Annotated in this window: 14 protein-coding genes; 3 read left to right on the top strand and 11 right to left on the bottom strand. The window is 45.4% G+C overall.

Annotated elements, in window-relative coordinates:
- Positions 1 to 151: 151 nt before the first annotated feature.
- Positions 152 to 991 carry an alpha/beta hydrolase gene (locus M2137_RS13630; protein WP_280767002.1) on the top strand — a complete coding sequence of 280 codons (840 nt, stop codon included), beginning with the start codon at positions 152 to 154 and terminating at the stop codon, positions 989 to 991.
- Positions 992 to 1,010: 19 nt separating this feature from the next.
- On the opposite strand, the gene M2137_RS13625 is transcribed toward M2137_RS13630, so the two are convergent.
- The 9 genes from M2137_RS13625 to M2137_RS13585 form a co-directional block, all read right to left on the bottom strand.
- The gene (locus M2137_RS13625; protein ID WP_280767001.1) at positions 1,011 to 1,727 is read right to left on the bottom strand and encodes a hypothetical protein; all 717 of its coding nucleotides are present in this window, start codon (positions 1,725 to 1,727) and stop codon (positions 1,011 to 1,013) included.
- Positions 1,728 to 1,872: 145 nt separating this feature from the next.
- Positions 1,873 to 6,579 (bottom strand): efflux RND transporter permease subunit, encoded by a 4,707-nt coding sequence (locus M2137_RS13620; RefSeq protein WP_280767000.1) that lies wholly within the window; start codon positions 6,577 to 6,579, stop codon positions 1,873 to 1,875.
- Positions 6,576 to 9,671, bottom strand: coding sequence for an efflux RND transporter permease subunit (locus M2137_RS13615; RefSeq protein WP_280766999.1), 3,096 nt, complete (start codon positions 9,669 to 9,671; stop codon positions 6,576 to 6,578). The genes M2137_RS13620 and M2137_RS13615 overlap by 4 nt, the downstream gene beginning before the upstream one ends.
- Before the next feature lie 30 nt (positions 9,672 to 9,701).
- Positions 9,702 to 10,766 (bottom strand): efflux RND transporter periplasmic adaptor subunit, encoded by a 1,065-nt coding sequence (locus M2137_RS13610; protein ID WP_280766998.1) that lies wholly within the window; start codon positions 10,764 to 10,766, stop codon positions 9,702 to 9,704.
- Between the two features lie 5 nt (positions 10,767 to 10,771).
- Positions 10,772 to 12,265: a TolC family protein gene (locus tag M2137_RS13605; protein WP_280766997.1), complete on the bottom strand. Its 1,494-nt coding sequence runs from the start codon at positions 12,263 to 12,265 to the stop codon at positions 10,772 to 10,774.
- A gap of 19 nt (positions 12,266 to 12,284) precedes the next feature.
- On the bottom strand, positions 12,285 to 15,602 hold the full coding sequence (locus M2137_RS13600; protein ID WP_280766996.1) for an ABC transporter permease subunit: 3,318 nt from the start codon (positions 15,600 to 15,602) through the stop codon (positions 12,285 to 12,287).
- Positions 15,595 to 16,488 (bottom strand): ABC transporter ATP-binding protein, encoded by an 894-nt coding sequence (locus M2137_RS13595; RefSeq protein ID WP_280766995.1) that lies wholly within the window; start codon positions 16,486 to 16,488, stop codon positions 15,595 to 15,597. The genes M2137_RS13600 and M2137_RS13595 overlap by 8 nt, the downstream gene beginning before the upstream one ends.
- 259 nt (positions 16,489 to 16,747) lie before the next feature.
- Complete coding sequence (locus tag M2137_RS13590) at positions 16,748 to 16,948, bottom strand: helix-turn-helix transcriptional regulator (RefSeq protein ID WP_280766994.1); 201 nt, start codon at positions 16,946 to 16,948, stop codon at positions 16,748 to 16,750.
- Positions 16,938 to 17,435 carry a hypothetical protein gene (locus M2137_RS13585; protein ID WP_280766993.1) on the bottom strand — a complete coding sequence of 166 codons (498 nt, stop codon included), beginning with the start codon at positions 17,433 to 17,435 and terminating at the stop codon, positions 16,938 to 16,940. The genes M2137_RS13590 and M2137_RS13585 overlap by 11 nt, the downstream gene beginning before the upstream one ends.
- Positions 17,436 to 17,778: 343 nt before the next feature.
- Here M2137_RS13585 and M2137_RS13580 point away from each other — a divergent pair, with 343 nt between their 5' ends.
- Positions 17,779 to 18,360 carry an HU family DNA-binding protein gene (locus M2137_RS13580; protein ID WP_280766992.1) on the top strand — a complete coding sequence of 194 codons (582 nt, stop codon included), beginning with the start codon at positions 17,779 to 17,781 and terminating at the stop codon, positions 18,358 to 18,360.
- Between the two features lie 124 nt (positions 18,361 to 18,484).
- The gene (locus M2137_RS13575; RefSeq protein ID WP_280766991.1) at positions 18,485 to 19,291 is read left to right on the top strand and encodes a nitroreductase family protein; all 807 of its coding nucleotides are present in this window, start codon (positions 18,485 to 18,487) and stop codon (positions 19,289 to 19,291) included.
- A 15-nt stretch (positions 19,292 to 19,306) separates the two neighbouring features.
- Here M2137_RS13575 and M2137_RS13570 read toward each other — a convergent pair whose 3' ends face one another.
- Entirely contained in the window at positions 19,307 to 20,068 is a 762-nt protein-coding gene (locus M2137_RS13570; RefSeq protein WP_280766990.1) for a LytTR family DNA-binding domain-containing protein, read from the bottom strand.
- Entirely contained in the window at positions 20,065 to 21,132 is a 1,068-nt protein-coding gene (locus M2137_RS13565) for a histidine kinase (RefSeq protein WP_280767003.1), read from the bottom strand. Before M2137_RS13565 ends, M2137_RS13570 begins: the two co-directional genes overlap by 4 nt.
- Positions 21,133 to 21,142 lie beyond the last annotated feature (10 nt).

Below are 21,142 nucleotides of genomic sequence, written 5' to 3'. Positions count from 1 at the left end.
CAAAACTAATTTCAAAAATATCAAAGAACGAAGCGGTTCAAGTGAACCAAATTTATTTAATTTTTAATCGTCCATTTTTTAGTGGACAGTAGTGATTAGATAAAATCTTATTTTTGTATGGTTCATTTATTCACTTTTTAATAGTTATATTATGAAAAACATGTATGTACTCTTATTCCTTTCTATTGTGGCATTTTCAAGCTGTAATAGTAATCAGAGTCAAAAACAGCCGGAAAGACCGTTTGTGGCTTTGACAAGCGACATCTCTTATCGCGAGGGCGATAGTAAATCATGGGTGCTCGACCTGGCAGTGCCAATGAATTTTGGCGACGAAGGATTGCGACCGGCAATTGTTCTTGTGCATGGCGGTGGATGGAGAGCCGGATCCAAACAAGACATAGTGTTTAGGAATTTGTTGATTGACTACGCTTTACAAGGATATGTGACCCTGTCTGTCGGATACCGTTTTGACCAGGAAGCCGCTTTCCCGGCCTGTATCGAGGATGTGAAGTGTGCGGTACGCTGGCTGAAGGCTCATGCGAAAGAGCTTCGGGTGGATCCGGAACGTATTGGCACCTATGGCCATTCGGCCGGCGCTCATTTGGCGATGATGTTAGGGGTATCTTCCGATAATGCTGACTTGGAGGGCGATGGTCCCTGGAAAGAATATTCGAGCAAAGTGGCTTGTGCCGTAGGGGGCGCTCCTCCTACCGAGATAGGCAATCCGAATAATCCCTGGTCGCAACATCCCGAATGGTGGCCTATCGGTTATATATCGGCAAAGGTTTCTCCTCTATTGCTTTGCCAGGGTATAGAAGATCCTATTGTGAAGGTGGAGTTGACGGATGATTATGTTGAAAAAATGCGCGCGACAGATGCTGATATTGAATATGTTAGAATCAAAGGCGGGCATGATGTGGCTTATAATGTAGGGTTGGCAGTGACCAAACCCGCCATGGACGCCTTCTTTGCGAAGCATCTGAAGAAATAATCACGAGAGAGAGGTTGAATTAACCAATAAACTTTTCCCGTTTTTGCAGATTAAGCAATCCGATCATCATCCAGATGATACTGCCGATCAATAGGAATACACGGCTTTTGATGATGATGCCTTCCCAGATAACGGGCAAGAAGTTATTAGGAACAGTGAACGGATTCAATAGAATGTTCCAGAAGGTGCGCCGGATGAAATCCATATCCGAACTAAAAATAAAAAGAATACTGATCACGATCATCACGACAGCGGTTCCGTTACCGCTGCGGGTGATCGTCGAAAACATAAAGGCTAGGTTGCCGTAGAACAATAATGGGAACATCAACTGTATGGCCATCTCGAAAGGATTGATCGGATAGAGCAATATAACGGCCAGATAGCCGAAGAGTACGAGAATAAAAAAGATGGCGATATAGATCATCAACAGGCGTATGCCCCAGACTTTGTACTTATAATCGGGTATGCCGAACAGAAGTTCCAGTATGCGAGCGTCCTCATCGTTCTGAATGCCGAAAACGGCCGGGTAGAAGATCAAAAGGACAGCCGGGAAATTCAATAACTCATACAAGATACCTTCATTCACTTCCGCACGGTTCCAGGCTAATTGGAACATAAAAAAACAAAAGAAGCCGAGCGCAGCCAGGAAGAACCAGATGAATTTTCCGGCAAAGATCACCTTCAGATTGTATTTGGCCACCTTCGGAGCAAGCGATATGAATTGTTTCAGAGTCATGTTCGTTTGTTAATTATGAATTATGAATTATGAATTATGAATTGAAAGGGTGCCACATAATTGCTTTATGTTTTGCTACAAACATAAGGACTAAGCGCTCTTCAAGTCGTAACTCATAATTCATAATTCAAAATTCATAATTATTTTATTTCTTCATTTTTAATAGGCACAAATAGGCATCCTCCAGGTTCGGCTCTACCAATACAGCGTTGTCGAATGGTTGCTCATCGGAGAGATAGCGTACCTGAATGATATCATCGTCCTGCATATGATGGATGATTAACGATGGATCTAATTTCGTTTCGAAATCCTCTTTTCCAATAGGGAATTTCCAGATTTTTCCTTCTGCCATACCCACCATATCGGCCGGATCACCAAAGTATTTCAGATCACCCTTGTTGATGACCACTACCTGGTTACAGGAGCTTGATATGTCTTCGATGATATGGGTTGAGAAGATCACAATACGCTCTTTGCTCAACTCTACCAAGAGGTTGCGGAAGCGGATACGTTCGCGCGGGTCGAGCCCGGCAGTCGGTTCGTCCACAATCAGAATGCGTGGTAGATGCAATAGAATCAGGGCAATACCGATACGTTGTTTCATCCCGCCGGAGAAAGAACCGATCTTGTCGTCTTTGCGGTCGTACATATGAACGGCTTTCAGAACATATTCGATGCGTTCACGGCGCAGATCATTGTCGGTAAGCCCTTTCAGGATAGCCTGATAATCGAGGAACTCCCAGGACGACATATTCTCGTAGGTGCCGAACTCCTGCGGGAGGAAGCCAATCAGACTTTGCAATTCCTCACGATAGACGCGCGTGTCGAGCCCGTTGATCCAGATGCTACCGTAGCTCTGTTCCAAGATACCGCAAACGATACGCATCAGGGTGGACTTCCCGGCACCATTTGGTCCCAACAGACCAAACATGCCTGTCTTGATCGTAAAGGAGACACCACGCAATGCCTTGAATGGCTTGCGCTGTTTGCCGATCAATGGAATGCTTTTCACCAGGCGGAACCAGGAACGTTTCATACCGGCAAAGCGGCCTTTCACTCGTTCGATATTGATGTTGTTATCGTACAGATAGTGTGAAGTTACATAGATTGCAATGCCAATAGCCCAAAGCGCTCCGATTGCAATAACCAGATTCGGGCTATCCATCTTTTGGAACATACCGAACAGAACGAGTGGAGGTATGCTCCAGAATATGATCCGGTTTACCTCCTTCACCAGACGGCTGTCAGGGAAACGGAAGAATAGGTATTGACGGATCTTGCGCCAGAGGTTCATGGCGGCAAAATAGATGGCAAACGACAAGAGGAATAGCCATAGGCGGCTCTCGATAAAGAAATAGGTGAAGTAAATACCGAATCCGAACAAAGCATACTGCCATAGGGCAGGAATGAAGTCTTTCAGCGAATGGTATTCATTGCTCAAACCTAAGCGTTTGCGTATCGCCAGCCCGCTTTTCCATTGACGGGAGAAACGTCCCGGCCAGTCGTATATCTTCACCAGGTTGCGGATGGTAATTTCAATCTCCGCATTGGGATCGATCACTTTGGCTTGTGCCCGGCGCAAGCTGTTTTGCGCAAAATAGGTCATACCCGGGATGGCGATAATAAGGGCTACCAGATAGATGATCTGCCATAACATTCCTTCGGCGTAGAAATAGATACAGAAGACACCGGACAGGAACAAGAGCAGATGCGTGAGCCAGATCTTCTTCGAGAGCGTACGATACCATTGCAGGGTGTTTTCCATGCCCATATAAGCGGTCGGCACCAAGACCAGTGTGAGCAGTGCTGAGAAGGCTAACCCGCCGATCACCGTAATGGCAAAAGGTGCCCCTATCGCTCCGGCATACTCGGAGTCACCCATGGCGAGCGGCATCATAGCCACAATCGTCGTGATAGAAGTGATCAGAATCGGGCGGATACGCGAGAGTCCGGCCGTCATCAGAGCGCGGCTGCGACGGAATCCGCGTTTGCGCAGGATATTGGTATAATCGATGAGGATGATACTATTGTTGACTACCACCCCTAATAGGATAAGGAACCCGGTCAGGGTATTGGCATTCAACAGGCTATTGTTGGTCAATAACAGTGCCAATAACGAACCGATGGCGGCCAATGGAATGGCAAACAGGAGTACGAAAGGGGTACTCAGCGATTCGAATACCGAGGCCAGGATCATAAAGATCAGGATAAAGGCGGCAAAGATGAGGAATTTGAAGTCGGCAAATTCATCCTCTTCATGGAACACCTCTACGGCCACGCCCGAAGGAAGGTTGTAATCGGCAATCAGTTGGTCGATATCAGCCCGGTATCCTTCCAACAGCGATTTGGACGATTCCACATCGCGCGAGAAACTATAGAATACCTCGATCTGCTTGTCTTGGTTGACACGCATAATCTGAGAGCGTCCCTGCCCGTATTTAATGGTGGCGATATCCTCTACTTTATGCAGTCCGCCGGAACTGCTTTGCACCTGAATGGCTCGCAGATCGTCTACGGTTTTACTACGACGAGTTTCTTCCTCCTCTTCCTCTTCGGGAGGAATCGTGTTACGGATAATAATATCATAGCTCTCGTCGCCTACTTTGAATGTACTTCCGGAAGAGAAGTCCGAGTTGAGCTGTGTCAAGCCGGAAGAAATATTCGCCCGGGAAATATCATAAGAGGTAAGCAAGATCGGATCGAAATTAAGGAGTACCTCCGGTTGACGACGATTATAAGATACACGGGAACTACGGATGAAATCCTGTTCGTTGATATAGTAGCGAATATCTTCTGCTACCAATTGCATCATATCAAAATCGGAACCTTTAATAACAATACGTTCCCGGTTGTCGCCAATACCTAACAGACGCATGAAGCTATCCATGCCTCCCATGGCAGAACCGCCACCGCCTCCGCCTCCACCGGATGCTTCGGAAACAGACACCTCTGCTCCACTGATGTTATTGAGCAGGCGTTGCACATCGGCTTTGATGTCAGCAATTTTCCGTTTTCCTATCTTTTGATAGTCTTCCTTCAGGATAAGGGTGAGTACGGCCTCTTTTTCCTGTATGCGACAAACCAATTCTTCTTTCTCGGGCAGATCGCTCAGGCGATCTTCCATGACTCTAACAGCCAGGTCGGTTGTTTCGAGTGTGCTCCCTGTCTGCATGGTGACATAAATACTGAAGCGGTCGGAGTCGACATCGCGCATTTGCTGAATATTGAGTGTGATCGAAAGGATCAGGGTCACGAAAAGCACAACGATGGCTCCCAAAACGGTAACCCCGGGGTTGCGCATGCAGGTTTTCAGAAATACGAGATAGATCTGAACTGCCCGTTGGCTGATTGATACCTTTTCATAGAAAACACTTTTTCCTTTCTTTCGTTTGAGGATGACGTAGGTGGCCATCGGGATAAACAGCAAAGCAACGAAAAGAGAAATGGTCAGTGTGGATATGATAGACACCCCGATATGGTGGCCGATCATCTTAATCAGGAAATTCTCTGAGAAGACAAAAGGCAGAAAGACGGTCACTGTCGTAAGCGTTGCCGCCAGGATCGAACGCCACACCTCTTTAGTCCCTTGCGTGACGGCACGGTCGGGTGGCACACCGGCTCCCGAGAGCCGGTAAATATTTTCCAGAACAACGACACTGTTGTCGAGTAGCATACCGACAGCCAACGCCATACCTACCAGTGTCAAACTATTGATACTGATTCCAAAAGCATAGAAAAAGTTGAATGCTGTATAGACGGAGATAGGAATGGACAGGGCAATAAAGAATACCAAACGCAGGTTTTTTAGGAAAATCCAGAGAATAAGAACGGCAAGCAATCCACCGACAAGAGCCAGTTCAATAATCTGATCGATATTGTTCTCCATGATCTCTGCCGTATTCTCTTGCACGACCACCTCGACATCCCAAGGAATCAGCTCTTCATTCAACTGTTCAATCACCTCAAGCGTGCGGTGCGAGAGTTCAATAAGGTTTGTTTGTGAATCGTTGGTCAACGACACCGATACGGCTTCTTTCCCGTTGACGCGGCTGTAGGTCGTTTCTTCTTTGAGGTCAAAGAAAATGGTAGCAATATCTTTCAATAGAATGGGACCGGGAGCCACGACGATGTTCTCGAGCTCCGACACATGGGTGTAGAGCGAATTGATATGCACAAAGAACTTGCCGTAAGGCTCGTTTACATACCCTACGAATTCCTTTTCGCGTGTATTCTGCGACAGTAGGTTGCTGATTTGCGAAGGGGTAAGGTTCAATGCCTTACAGGCATCGGGATCCAATTGTATCTCAATCGCCCGCTCACGTCCTCCATAGACATTCACAGCCGCTACCCCATCGATGTTTTCCAGGCGGGGAAGCACTTCGTTGTCGACCACATTGCGTACACGGTCGGTTCCTCCCGAGCCACGCACCTGGAGCACCATAAAGTTGTTGGCCAACTGTTGCATATCGACCTTCTGCACCGACACATTGATTCCATCCGGGAAACCAGCAGCTACTTCATTGATCTTTTCTTCCAGGCGAAGAGAGGTCATCTTGAAGTTGATATTCTTTTTGAAATCAACTTGAATATGAGACTGACGGCTGTCGACCGTTGATTCGATTTTTTCTACACCACCGATGGAACTGATCGCTCCCTCTAATGGGATAATTATTTCCGATTCAACATACGAAGGATCATTATCCTGTTGAGAAGAGACCTGCACAAACAACATGGGTAATTCGGCATTGGGCAACAGCTCAACAGGTAATTGTTTATACGACACATACCCCAACAGAGTAAGTGCGATGAACAACATACAAATAGTTATCCTTCTATGTAGTACAAAATTCATATTTTGTCTTTCTTAAGTAAGCTTCTTTTCATCTTCTCCAACAGATAATATACGCAAGGTATAACCATCAAACTCATCAGGGTAGAAGTGATCAAACCACCCACCACAGCGATAGCCATCGGCGTACGCAGCGAACCACCGTCGCCAAAGCTAAACGTCATCGGAAGCAATGCCAGGATAGTGGTCAAGCTGGTCATGATAATAGGGCGTATACGTTGTTGTCCGGCTTCCACAATGGCATCTGTTAGTTCCATACCCGCCAGCTTCAATTGGTTGATACGGTCGACAAGGATAATGGAATTATTAACCGCTATACCTACTAACATCACAATACCGATAAAGCCCATCATGTTGATTGTTGTTCCGGTAAAGAAGAACAACAGGATAGCCCCTACAACAGCCAGGGGAATGGTCAACAGAATGGTGAACGGATGGAGCAGAGACTCGAACTGAGAGGCCAGTACCATATACACCAGGATAACCGACAGGATTAGAGCAAACATCAGACTTCGCATAGACTCCTGGCGCTTTTCTTCCTCACCGGTCACGGTCACGGTATAATTCAGCGGCAGCTCTATATCGCTTAAGTTGCTTCTGATGTTTTGCGCCATCTTATCTAAGGAGTAAGCACTCTCCATATTCGCTGTCACTTTACTGATGCGATGCTGGTTGCGACGGAATATCTCTTTGGGAGCCTGTGTCTGTTCCAGGGTGGCAATCTCCTGCAAACGAAACTCCTTGTCGCCGCTTTTGATTATAAGAGCATTCAATTCACGTAGCCCTATATCCGGCAATTTGATAACAATGTCGCGCATCTCTCCGTGGTATTCCATTTGTCCGGCTTCCCGGCCACTGAGTTGCTGGCGAATCTGTTCGATCACAGTCGATACACTCAGGTTATTGATCCCCGCTATTGTGCGATCGATAGAAATAGTGATTTCCGGAGCACCGTCCTCAACGGAAGACATTACATTGTAAAGACCGTCCACGCGAAGCATACGCTCTTTTACCTCTTCGGTGATATCTGCTATTTCATCCAGTTCTTCCCCTTTCACTTCTACCACGATAGGAGCACCTTCACTTCCAAGTAGCGAACTGAGTGAGTTCTCGTCTTGACCGATCGTAAGCTCTATATCGGGATTCTCCGCCGTTTGTATGAAATGGGCAATGACTGTTTCGGGAGAAAGTTTGCATTCAGGCGAAAGTATCACTTTCATCATGGCGGTGTTTTCGCCTTCGAATACGGCATTCTCCGAACCACTTCCCGTTCCGATATGACTATAAAGGGTTAAGCCCGGATCTTCTGTGATGGTTTGCAACAGTTCTTCCAGATTGGCTACAGCCGATGAAGTGCGCTCCAATTGGGTGCCTTCGGGCATTTTTATATCGATGGTAAACGCTTTACTCTCCGCACGCGGCATAAATTCCGTACCGATAAAAGGCAATAGTAAGCCAGTACCTACGATAATCAAAGCTGCAATGCCGACTACCAGCCAACGGTGATGCAACAGATTACGCAATAAGGGTGAATACCATTTCATGCCAATGGCTTTTACCTCCTGCACTGTTTCCATTTTGCGACGAGCCGTCCAGAAGTAAAGCATCGGGATCACCATAATGGCCACCACCAAAGAGGACAATAAAGAGAAAGAAACAGTCCATGCCTGGTCTTTAAACAGCTCACCGGTTGCTCCATGCAGATAGACAATCGGCAGGAACACCACGACGGTGGTCAATGTAGACGCAATGACAGCACCGGCCACTTCCGACGTTCCGGTAATGGCGGCCTCTTTGATGTCGGATCCTTTTTCCTGGTTTCGGAATATACTTTCGATGACAACGATGGCGTTGTCAATCAACATACCGGCTCCTAAGGCCAATCCTCCCAGTGTCATGATATTGAGCGTAAGCCCATTGAAGAACATTAGGTTGAACGTAGCTACAATAGAGATGGGGATAGCCACACTGACAATAAGCGTAGTTCCTACACGGCGTAAGAAAATAAAAAGCACGATGACAGCCAGAATAACGCCGAGAATTGCGCTCTCTTTCACTTCATCAATGGCTTTTTTGATAAAGGTTCCCTGATTGGTGATTACACGGAATTGATATCCCGGCAAGGCATGCTCGATTACAGCCAGCTGTTTATTCACCTGATCGACAACGCGAACCGTATTAAAGCGCATCTCTTTATAGATAGAAAGACCAATGCTTCGTTCGCCGTTGATACGGACAATATTCTCCGGACGGGCATTCAAGAAACGTACACTGGCTACCTCCCGCAGATAGATGGGGGCATTTTCTACATTTCCTGTTGTAGCAGTAGCGTTTTGCTGTGCCGTGATGGGGCGATATCCTACGATTAGGTTCTCAAAGTCTGTTTCAGAAGTAAACAAACTGGCGCTTTTCACTAAGTATTGTAATCCCAGTTCGCTTACACGTCCTCCGGAAATGCTTTGATTATTGGTCTCAATGCGTGAGGCAATATCGTCAATCGTCAGGTTGAAAGCCGCTAAGCGATACGGATCGGTTTCGATCGTCAGGGTATTGATCTCCTGTCCCGACAAGGAAACTTCAGCCACTCCTTCCAAACGAATCAATTCATTGCGGATATAGCTTTCGGCTACTTTCCGAAGCTCCGCCATATCGGTAATGCTCTGATGCGACATGCCTATCAGAATAACAGGCGATTGATTCGGATCGTGTTGTGTGATCTTCAGTTCTTCGATCTCTCTGTTTTGCGCAAACGAGCTCATGGCCTTTTGTAGATCCAGGAATGCCTCGTCCATATCTTTCGACCAGGCATACTCAACCGTGATCTGTGCCGACCCCGCTTTGATTACCGACGATACCTCCGTAACATCACTCTGCCGGATAGCCATCGATTCTATGTTGCGCACAAATTGCTTTTCTATCTCTTCCGGAGGCCTTTCTCCCGCTTTTATCTCGATAAAGAGACGCGGGTTATTCAGGTCGGGCAGCAGGTCAACGCTCAACTGGTCGTAAGAGATCTTACCGAGCAGTAATACGGCCAATACGACCATTGTGATCGTCACCGGATTGTTGACTGCAAATTTGACAATGTTTCTCATATCAGCTTCTTGTTCGGTAAGGCTATGTCCTTATCGTTGTACTTTCACTTTACTGTTTTCTCTCAATGTTTCATAGCCACGGATGACCAGGTTGTCATTTTCCTTCAATCCCTCAAGCACCTCTACATAGTTTTCGTCTTCCAGCCCTGTTGTTATATTCCGCAGAATGGCGGTATTTCTTTCCACAATGTAGACATATTTGCGGCGACGGTTGCTTTGTATCACCTCTTTCGGTATGATAATCGAAGCATCCGCTTTGTCAACTACAATATCTGCTTTTACAAACATACCCGGACGCAACAGAAGATCTTTATTATCAATTAATAGCTTTCCTTTGAAGGTACGCGTTTCGGTACTGATGGCCGGAGAAAGTTCGCTAATCACTCCTTTTAAGGTATCTTCCGGAAGTGTGTAATGGGTGATGTGAACCGGTTGATTGGGCTGCACATAGCTGATAGCGCTTTCTGGTAGATTGATATCCAGGTACATTTGATCGTAGGCCATAATGCCCACCATTGGTTGCCCCTGTGCTACTTTTACGTTAAGTGTATAATGTGGCAGGTTCACAATAACTCCGTCAAAAGGAGCTTTGACTTCCATCTTGGCAAGACTCAATTTTCCATTTTCCACATCATAGCGTGCATTGGTCACCCGAACCTCCGTATTACGCATTTCACTCAGCGTTACGCCTCCTTTTTCATACAAGGCTTTTTGTTTACTCTGTTCCTGTTCGGCAATTTCCAAGCTTAATTCTTTCGAGTCGAGCGCAATGCCATTTTCATATTCTTGATCAACCAGGCGAATAATAGTCTGCCCTTTCACCACCCGATCCCCCAACTTAAGAGGGCGTCCGGTGCGTGGATTATTCATAAGCTGGTAAGCTCCGCTCATTTCCGAAGTCAATTCAACCCCATAGGTGGGCTGAGCGGTTCCGCTGGTATTGATCAACTTACTGATAGAACCTTTCTTCAATTCGGTAACCGATACAGGCGTCGCTATATCGTTTTGTGAACTTTGCTGTTGATTACCACATCCTGTCGTCAGCATCAGAAGCGTCAGGGAAAAAGCTGCAATGGTTTGTTTGTTATATTTCATGGCTTCTATTTATTTTCATTTAAATCATTCAAAGGAACTATCGGCGAACGTTTCTCAAAATCATACAACGAGAGAATCTTCATATTGAGCAGTTGTACCTTGTAGTTGATCAAGGCCTGCGTATAGGAGATCTTTTTGTTCGACAACTGTGTCTGGAACTGATTCATCTCCATACCGGTAATGTCTCCTTCCCGGTAGCGAGTGAGGTTCAGGTCATAGGTCAGTTGCGCATTTTCCACATTCTGCTCGGCAATACCGATCTGTGTGCGGTAGTTCTCGAGCTGGCGCCAGGCCTGACGGATCTCCAGTTCAATGTCGATCTCTTGATCCTGTGTTTGATATTGATGTATCTGCTGGGCAATCTTTTGTGCCTTTATGCGTGCCTTTTTCTCTCCCCAGTCAAAGATGGGAACTGAAAACGAAACAGATACCCGTGGGCTTTGCGTCGGATTATCGTAAATGTTTTTGAACGCCGGATTGTCTCCCGTCAAACCAATAGACAGACGAATGTCTCCTTTGAATTCATTATCAGCCTTTGTGCGTATCATATCAAAATCCAGTCTTTCGGATTCCATTTCCCGCTGGCGCAATTCCAGGCGCGAGGCGAGTCCGTTCTGGATGGCCTGATCCAGGTTAATATCGACAGGGTGTATGGTAACTTCCGTTACCACAATCACATTTTCATGCAGAGGAACTCCTAAGATCTTTTTCAACTGATCCCTTTCGTTTTCCAATGTAGTGATTTGGGATTCCACATTTGACTTGGCTGTTGCCAGATTCAAATCAGCCTGAAACAACTCATCACGGGCAGAGAGATCCGCTTCCACCTTATTCTTTATGTGATCATAACTCTGTTGTGCATTCTCAAGCTCGTCGCGACTTATTTCCAGGTTGCTTTGAGCCGAATAAACACTATAAAACTGACGCGTGATGCTCAATTCTGCTCTCAATCTTTCCAATGCGTAATTGATATGCGCATTTTCATACGACAACTCAATCTCCTTTAATGCCATCTTCCGGGTATTATAGGTGAAAATGGGTTGAGAGAGTTGCAGGTACAGGTAATTCTGGAAGGCACGGTTGCTTGTTTCCAACCCTTCTGTGTTAGTCGATTTGCTGTCTCTCCACTCAAAGCTGTTTACTAATGAAATCACCCCGTCAGTCAACAGGATCGGTTGATCGACCTGAAAAGTTCCTCCCGTTGAAAACGATTCATTGGTATACCATTGGGAAAGGCGTGTTTCGAACTGACGGTTTCTTTGATAGTTGACAGGATTGAGATTCAATGAAAAGCGAGACTTCAACGAAGCTCGTTGTGCAATCAGGTTTTGCTGATATCGTTCCAGCTCCATGCGTGAATCACGCAGTGACGGATTCTGTTGCTCTGCCAGGTTCAATGCCTCATCAATCGTTAGCATTAACTGGCTTTTCCCTTCGAATGAAATTCCTGCCAGGAAAATGCCTATTGCTAATACCTTATATAAAAACTTCCTATTCATAATAGAATCAGTTATTTAATTATCGTTTTACAATTTTTACTGCATCCGCCGACACATTACGCAAGCGGCTCTCATTAGTCAATGTCACTTTCAACGTATCGGAAGCAATGTAATAGACCCCGAGCTGCTCCCATCCGTCGTTAGCACGCCGTAGGTTGAGGTAGGCATCTTCCAACTCTCCGTCGTAATCAATCTTAAAGTGATATTCCCCGTCTCCACCACGACCACGTCGTATATCTTCATCTCTGTATACATAATAATAAAGCTCGTAATGCCCTTCCGACGGAACCGGCACTTTCCATGTGGCTGTTTGGTTGCCATTACCGCTTTTTATGATGTAAGCCGAGCGGATATACTTGCCATAGTAGCCTGCATTCGTTGTAGGTGTCCATTGATAAGGCGGACGCCACCAGGATACGCCTGCATATTTGAATGAAGTCTCCTCCGTTTCATCGAGCAGTTTAGTCAACAGACCCACTCTTTCCGGTTCAGAGAGCACAAACAACGTACTGTCTTCGTTGTCGACAATCACTTCACCCCATACTTCGGGAATGCCTCCCTCCAGGATATAGTCGCCCTCCTGTGCCATTGACACTCCTCGCTCCTGACGAATGTTGTTGATCGGTTGCGTCATGCTGTTCGGCAGATTTCCGGATATCATTGTATGGATTGTTACATTTCGGGGCGCATCTTCCCAAACCGATACCAACTCTTTGGTCTGTTGGGGGGCAAGCCATATTTTCCGGCTAGTCCGTGGATCCCGGTTCTCCACCATCCGGCTGTTGTCTAGTATGTCGAGATGAATAATTCCTTCCTGGTCGGAGTTGTTGCTAACAAGTATACTCATTACGAAGGCATCCTCACCGCGGTGGGAATACTTGGCTATATCAGCCGGAACAATCGTAAAGACAGGAAGCGCAGTCGGTTTGTCCCATGTTGCTATGTGTGGCCTCATGGAAGCACCGCTTATTTGTTCCAGCGTATCGAGCATGGATTCAAACTGAATGTTCTTGAACATGTTCCGATCGAGGAAAGCATAGACTGAGTCACGGAATGTGGCTATACCGATGTTGATTTCTGCCGGAGCAAACAATCTGTTACTCTTCAAACCGATTATACTACTCATCAGGTCGCGGTGTTCTTTGTCGGCAAGCAGTTCGCGAAACGAGAGTTTTTCCATCAATAGATTGGCCTTCTCATTGTTGCTGATACCATTCACCTCACGCTCCCATCCCGAATTGTCGGTCTTGTTCTGCAGATAAAGCTCCACCAGGCGGTTGGCAACCGGCCATTCCGGCGAGTAAATATTATACCGGAAATTATATAACAAAGGAAAGAGGAAATAGGGATTGGCCTCCGAAGTAATATTCATTTCGCCTCGTCCACTGGATTGGTAGCTATAAGTGCCTTCTGCCCGTGAAAATGAATAAAATACATTGTTCACTGTGCGTATTTGTGCCTCTTCGTCGTTGATCTCCTGACCACGTCTTTTGGCCATTTGTTTCTGGAGATCTACCCGTTTTTTGAAATCAAAACTATCATTTTTCCAGTTCTTTTCTACCATCAGGATCATTTCCGGATGAATAGTTTCCTGCGCTTCCGACCAGGCATGCGGGTAGGTAGAGAATTGAGCCGGCACTTCAATCAGTGAGAAACGCGAGAAGGGATATTGCAATTTGTATTGCCGCTCCATGTTTTCTTTGAAATCGACCAATAAATGTGGAATCGTATCACGGATAGAATCGAATACGGCTACGAAATAGTCCTGTTTTTCCAAATGCCAGACACTGTATTCGATGCTGTCGGAAGCCACCACACTTTTCTGCTCATAACGTCCGGCAAGCAAAGTGATTGCCTGCACAGGGTATTCGGGTTGGAAGGTGAAACTGCCGTCTTCTTCGGCTACTCCCGCACCCTGAGAGATAGGCGTGAGACCGGGTAAGGGTTTTACACGCAATTGGAAACGGCTGAAATAGCTTTGTTGCCAGTTGGGATCCTGATCGCTGTACGCTGTGCCTGGACGGGGATACCAGTACGATTCCGGAGTAAACAATAGGTAAGTAGGTGTCTGGAAAGTATATTTTTTGTCGGCACTGAATAGAAATGTGCGATTTTCTTTTTGCATATCCTCTTCCGGTATGTCGAGATAACAGAAAGAATTCTCTACCGTTCCTTCGTAGGTGATCTGTAAAGATACTTTTTCTCCTGCTGATAGTTTGCGTCCGAAGTCTATCAATAAGATCTGCTCTTCGCGTTCATAGGAAAGCGATTGGTCAAGGGCGCGGATTTCTTTGACCTGAAGTCCCGGATTCAAGCAGAAAGCAAACACCGATGATTCTTCCAATGCCATGGCCTGCATAGTGACCGACGAGGAGATAGTCTGTGGATGTTGCTCTACATCGATCTGGTATTCGTCGACCACCATCTTGGGGCTGTTTACATATTGGTTGTTAATCTCTACATAGACTTTCCGGATATCATTTTGATCCAGTATGTTTTGTACATGCTTGTAGCCGGAATAGCCTGTGCCTCCTAACAATAGCGCAGCCAGAATCAACCAGGGATAATGACTCCGGGAGGAGTTTGGCAACCGGCGGAACTGGGAGATAGTAATGCAGATGAATCCCAAGCCGGCAAACAAATAGATCGAACGATGCGTGAGAATGGCATCCAGGTTGGTAAATCCTACAATCGATGATTTCATGAGTGGCAGGTAGAAAGCCATGTAATCAAAGAGGTAATAGAATTTATCATTTATATAAAAAAGAGACAGTCCTACATATCCCAGAAGCAGGATAAAGGTCAATGCCTGATTTCCCAATAATAACATCAGAAAGATCGACAGGCCTATAATATAAATTAAGGTAGGTATGCTTATGAAAAAGAAGTAAATGAGATAGCTTTCCCAATCCGTTGTTACCCCTCCGATAAAAGAAAAGAACAGAGCCAAGCCCATGACAATGAGGTTGAGAACTAGGAATACCCGCAGGTTGCCCCAAATCTTGCCGATCACATATTCCGCATTACTGAGCGGGCGTACATAGAAGACTTCCGATGTGTCGAGTTTTTTATCCCTTTTCAGGAAGTCGGACGCCAGGAAGATGGCGATCACCGCCTGACCCATATTGAGCATAAGCAGGTTCAGGTAGGGAATATTGGAAGGAATGGCTGTTATCGCCCATACTCCTCCACCATCGGGAAAGACAAAGATCGCCAGGTTCCAGATGGTAAGAATGAAGAGTACCAGTATGGTAAATATCTTAAAAAACCAACTCCTAAGCAGCAGTTTGCTTTCATATTTCGATACGGATCCTATGTTATGTATGAAATTAGTCATTCGTCCACCGGTTTAATTTACTTTCCATATAATAAACATAGGCGTGCTCCAGGTTGGGAGGAAAGGGTTCGGCATCATAGCCTTTGATCTCATCGGCCACGACCTGTACCTCCCAGCCCGTACCGGATGGAATGGTGGAGATAACCGGATATTTTTTGTCTACATCGTGCAGCTGGTCGCCATTGATCTGGATGCGCCATACCTTGCCCTCAGCCTGTTTGAGCATATCTTCCGGAGAACCGTAATAAGCCACCTCTCCTTTGTTCATCAAAGCCATACATTTACAACTACTCGAGATATCCCCTACGATATGGGTCGAAAGGATGATCGTTACATCCTGTTCGCTGACGGCCGTCAATAGATTGCGAAAACGGATACGCTCCTCCGGATCCAATCCGGTGGTAGGCTCATCCACAATAATAACTTTGGGATTATGGATCAGCGCCTGCGCGATACCCAAGCGACGTTTCATCCCCCCGGACAGTTTGTTGGCATAACGCTCGCGCACATCAAACAAACCAACGCTTTCCAGCATAGCATCGACCGCCTCCTTGCGTTTGCGGCGATTGTTCATACCCGAAAGGCGGGCGGCATAGTCCAGAAATTCATAGGTTTTATACTTGGCGAAGAAACGGAAATCCTGTGGCAGGTATCCCAACAGGCTACGAATCTCCTGGCGCTCTTTCAACAGATCATGCCCGAAAATATTGACTTCCCCTGAACTGGGTTCCATCAGGGCAACAAGGATACGCATCAACGTAGATTTCCCGGCTCCGTTAGGCCCCAATAAACCAAACATGCCGGTTGGTATTTCCAGGTTTATATCTTTCAATGCATGATTGCCGTTCGGATAGACTTTGTTCAACCCTTTTATAGATATGCTCATCTGCGCAATGTAGTAGTCATTAGATTACATTCAGAACGGCAAATATAAGGCGATATTGTAGTTGTTGCAAGAGAATCAAGGGATTTAAGAAATATTTTCTAAATGATTCGGTGTTTTGTCTTACAAATCGTGTGCAATTATACAATTATCGCTTATATATCGAACAAAATAGATAAAATAACTTACATTTTTTAACTATGATTTCAATCCACGGAATCAGTCTGTCCGGAAATTATTGTTTCATATTCGTAATAGCAGGTTAATCTGTTTCCTCCAATATAAATATTTCTTCGACCGGTTTCTTGCAGATACGGGCGATCTTAAGGGCGAGTAGGGTGGAAGGTACATACTTGTTGGCTTCGATGGCATTGATTGTTTGCCGGCTGACGCCTATTGCTTTGGCCAGTTCTTCCTGTGTCAGGTTGTTAATGGCACGTTCTACTTTCAGGTTATTTTTCATTGTTTTGTCGTTTGATTTTTAAAAGGAGGTAATTAAACCGGAAAATAAAGACGATCAGCAGAGTGAACATATTTATCACCATGACATAGAGAAAAGAGAAGTCGTAGATGAACAACAGGCTAAATAGTAGAATTCCGTAAGTGGCATAGGTCGCCCATAATAAAGAGTCAAGTCTTATCTTCGCGATGTATTCATCTTCATGTTTCTCTTTAGCAAATGCCACAAACAAAGCGGCTACAATAAACAATATGCCCACTATTTCGTTAGTGAGATTGTTTTTTGTTATCGCCCAGAATACCGACGTTTCTGCCGAAGGAATTCCCGGTGTTGCGTTGAATTTCCCTGGAAACAGACTTAATACCGAAATGTCCAGAAAAGAAAACTCAAAGTCATGGAAGATCACAAAATAGCCCAGCAAAGCTGCAGGTACTAACAAAATCCAGCCGATCAGCTTGAATTTATTCGGAAATAATAAGTTCGCTTTCATATGCAAGTCGTTTTAAGGTGTAAATAAATGAGATTGCAAATGTAAAGTGTATTTTACAATTAAACAAAGTAAATTGACAAAATGTAAAGTAAACATTACGTTTTGTTTTGAAAACAGATATGGAATCTCAACTATTTATGCTTCACTTTTTTTCGAGTTTTGCTAAAAAGCCATTTTTTTTGTGCATATATATTTTATATTTGTAGCGGAAATTCTATCGTCCATGCGCCTCGACAGTACTGTCGAAGCGCATGGACAGAACTGTCGAAGGGCATGGACAGTACTGTCGAGGCGCATGGACGATAGAATAATCCGTACAGTTTAACATTCAAAACAATTAACTATGAAAGTAAAGTTTAGTCTTTATGAGATTCCTCTTCCCGGGGAACAGTCGGAAACAAGCCGCCCGCAGGCACGTGTACAATCGAAAGGAACCATCCGTTTACAGAATATTTGCGACGAGTTGCGCGATTTAGGTGTCAACTCCGCGCAGATCAAGGCCGTATTGGATGCTGTCGCTAAATATATGGCTAAGTCATTGGTCGACGGATATAATTTTGAATTGGAAGATATCGGAACATTCTCTTTGTCATTGCATTGCTCGATGGCGGATAAAGCTTCCGAGGGAATTGTGCGGGTAGAGGCGAACGGAGTGAATTTCCGACCGGTTAAGTATCTGAAAGAAAAGGTGGAAGAGGCCGAGTTGGAACAGATCGAACAATCTCCTGTGCAAACATCCCTCATAAAGCGCAAAGATCAGATGATAAGCTACTTAGAGAAATATGGATTCGTCAACCTCTCCCGCTATGCGTTATTGAATGATTGCTCCCGACACCAGGCTCGAAAGGACATAAAGGGTTTTGTGGAAGAGGGGGTGATTGTGGCTTCAGGTATTAGGTCGCATAAGGTGTATGTATTGGCGTAATAGTATAATTTGCGTACGCTCTATTTTCCTTTTTTTATTCTTATCTTTGGTTCTGAAAATCAAACAATGGCTGCGGTATGTGCTTTCAGAGTTGGGGAATGCCGGCAGTCGCAACAGGTAAAATATGCAAATTATAGAAACCATTCAGAAGCGGCGTTCTGTTCGCACATATACCGGTGAGCCTTTGCGCGAGGAGCATCTTATTTCGATCCGGCAATATATAGATCAGCTGCAAGCCCCGTTTGGCGTGAAGACGAGGATTGAATTGATACATGCAAATCCCGAAGCGGAACCCATTAAATTAGGCACCTACGGATGGGTGAAAGGGGCGTGCGATTATTTGGTGTTGATATACGAAGAAGCGCCTTTTGCCGAAACGGCGGCGGCTTATATGTTTGAAGAGGCTGTTTTGTTTTGTACGGATCTGGGATTAGGCACCTGTTGGCTGGGCGGTTCTTTCAGTCGGGGCGACTTCAAAAAGCAGGTTCGCCTCGAGGCTAATGAAAAACTAAGGATTGTTTCACCAGTCGGTTACCCGGCTGATGCGAAACGGTTTCTGGAAAAATACATCGTCCGGGCAGATAAGAATCATAACTCCCGAAAGTCTTTTGGGGAGCTTTTCTTTGAGAAAGATTTCGATCATCCGTTGACCGCTGCCCAGGCTGGTGTTTTCGCTCAACCCCTTGAAATGGTTCGCCTGGCGCCTTCGGCCAATAATAAGCAGGAATGGCGTGTCTTACTCGAAGAGCAGGCCTTGCACTTCTACAAAAAGCCCTACCCTTTATTCGATTCTATCGACCTTGGCATTGCCCTTTGTCACTTTGAACTTAGTTGCCGGGAACTGGGCGTGGGTGGACAGTATGAGATTCTCAGAGAGTTTCCGGAGAATGAGAGCCTGCCTTATGTGATTTCATGGGTTCAGGATGAATAAGAATTGAGGCTGAGATTACCTGCCGAACCACTCCTTAAACTCGCTTACCCGCGATTTGGTCACCAGGATTTTATCTTTTGTGGGTACGATAAGGTTGATCGCCAGGCGTCCATTGAACCAGTAATCCATATCTTTCACCGCCTCTTTGGCGATAATATATTGCCGGTTGGCACGGAAAAAATGGTCAGGATCCAGGCTGTCTGTCAAGTCTTCGAGGGTATGGGGGATAATGAATGAGTCGTTCTTTTGGGTAAGCGCCTTCACCACTCCGTTGTCGATATAGAAGCAGGCGATAGAAGCGGTCGACAGTGGCAGGAGTTTACTTCCTTTATTGGGGATAAGAAAGTAGTTTTTGTATTGCTTTTGCCGGTTCATCGATTGGATCAGTTCCGATAACGAGTGACTCTCCGGTGGGTTAGTTTCTGTGAGTACGCGTAATTTATCAAAGGCGCGCATCATCTCTTTCTCGCCAATGGGTTTTAATAGATAGTCGATGCTGTTTACCTTGAAAGCACGGAGCGCATATTCGTCGTAAGCGGTAGTAAAGATGATTGGACAGCTTATATTGACATGTTCAAATATCTCGAAAGCGGAACCATCAGCCAGGTGAATGTCCATAAAAATAAGCTCCGGCATAGGGTTCGCCTGTAGCCATTTTATACTTTCAACGATCGAATCGGTGGTGCCCACGATATGGCACTGAGGAGCCACATCGCTTAACAAGGCTTTCAGGTTGTTTACCGCCGCCTTTTCATCTTCAATAATCAGTGTTCTCATAGGTTTCCCGGATGTATTAAAGGAATGCTGACGCAAAACTTGTTTTCACTCATATCAATCGTTATCTCTTTATCAAAAAGCAGGCGGTAACGCTTCACCAGGTTATCTAATCCGATGCCCGTGCCCGAACTATCGGTCAGCTTGGGTTGTCTGAGATTGCAGACATATAACAGGCCATCGTCGGTAGTGTATATATTGACTTTCAGCGGATGGCGATTACTGATCTCATTATGCTTGACGGCATTTTCTATCAATACCTGCAACGACATTGGTGGAAGCAGGTAGCTGTTAAAATGTTTATCGGTCTCTATTTCAAAGACAAGGTTGTCTTCATAACGCATCTCCAATAGGAAGGTGTAGCCTTCGGTAAATTCAAGTTCCCGGGCAAGCGTGGTATGCTTTGAGTCGTTCTCCTGGAGCATATACCGAAGTACATTAGATAACTCCTGAGTATAGTTTTGTGCCTTCACGGGCTCCTCGCGTATAAGCGACCTCAGGGTATTGAGCGAGTTGAAAAGCATGTGCGGATTTAACTGGCTTTTGAGCGATTCATACTGGCTTAGGATATTTTCGAGCTTCAGTTGCTGATTTTCCAACAGGATTTTTTGTTGCCGGCGGGTGATATAAATGATATAACAGCTACCGGTCACTACGCCCGAAATAATAAAATCGCGGATAGGATGCAGATAGTGGTGCGCGGTAGATTGCACCGCCAGTATATCAAACGATTCATGCAAATGATAGAATAGATTGCTCAATATCGTGCTCGCCAGCCAACAGAGTAGAAAGGAAAGTACGAGCTTTTGCCAACTGATCTTTGCCGTTGTTTCGTTGAACCGGAAAACAACCGTAGTCAACCAGAACAGAAAAAGAAGCGCCATGAAAGAAAAGAATATTTCATTGATCACTTCCAGTGTTTGAATGCCTGGAAAAACATTATGGTATTCGAGATCCCCCAACAAATTGATGATCTCAGGAATATGAATCAGGAAGCTCACCGCCACCGATATAACAACCAGCGACAACCTGTATTTACTTCCGTATTTCTTTCCGGCATCGACCATGAGAGACAAA

Origin of the sequence: Parabacteroides sp. PFB2-10, assembly GCF_029893085.1 — a bacterium.
Taxonomy (GTDB): Bacteria; Bacteroidota; Bacteroidia; order Bacteroidales; family Tannerellaceae; genus QVMG01.
The sequence above is the reverse complement of the archived record's forward strand: the minus strand, read 5'-3'. Positions and strand labels throughout refer to the sequence as shown.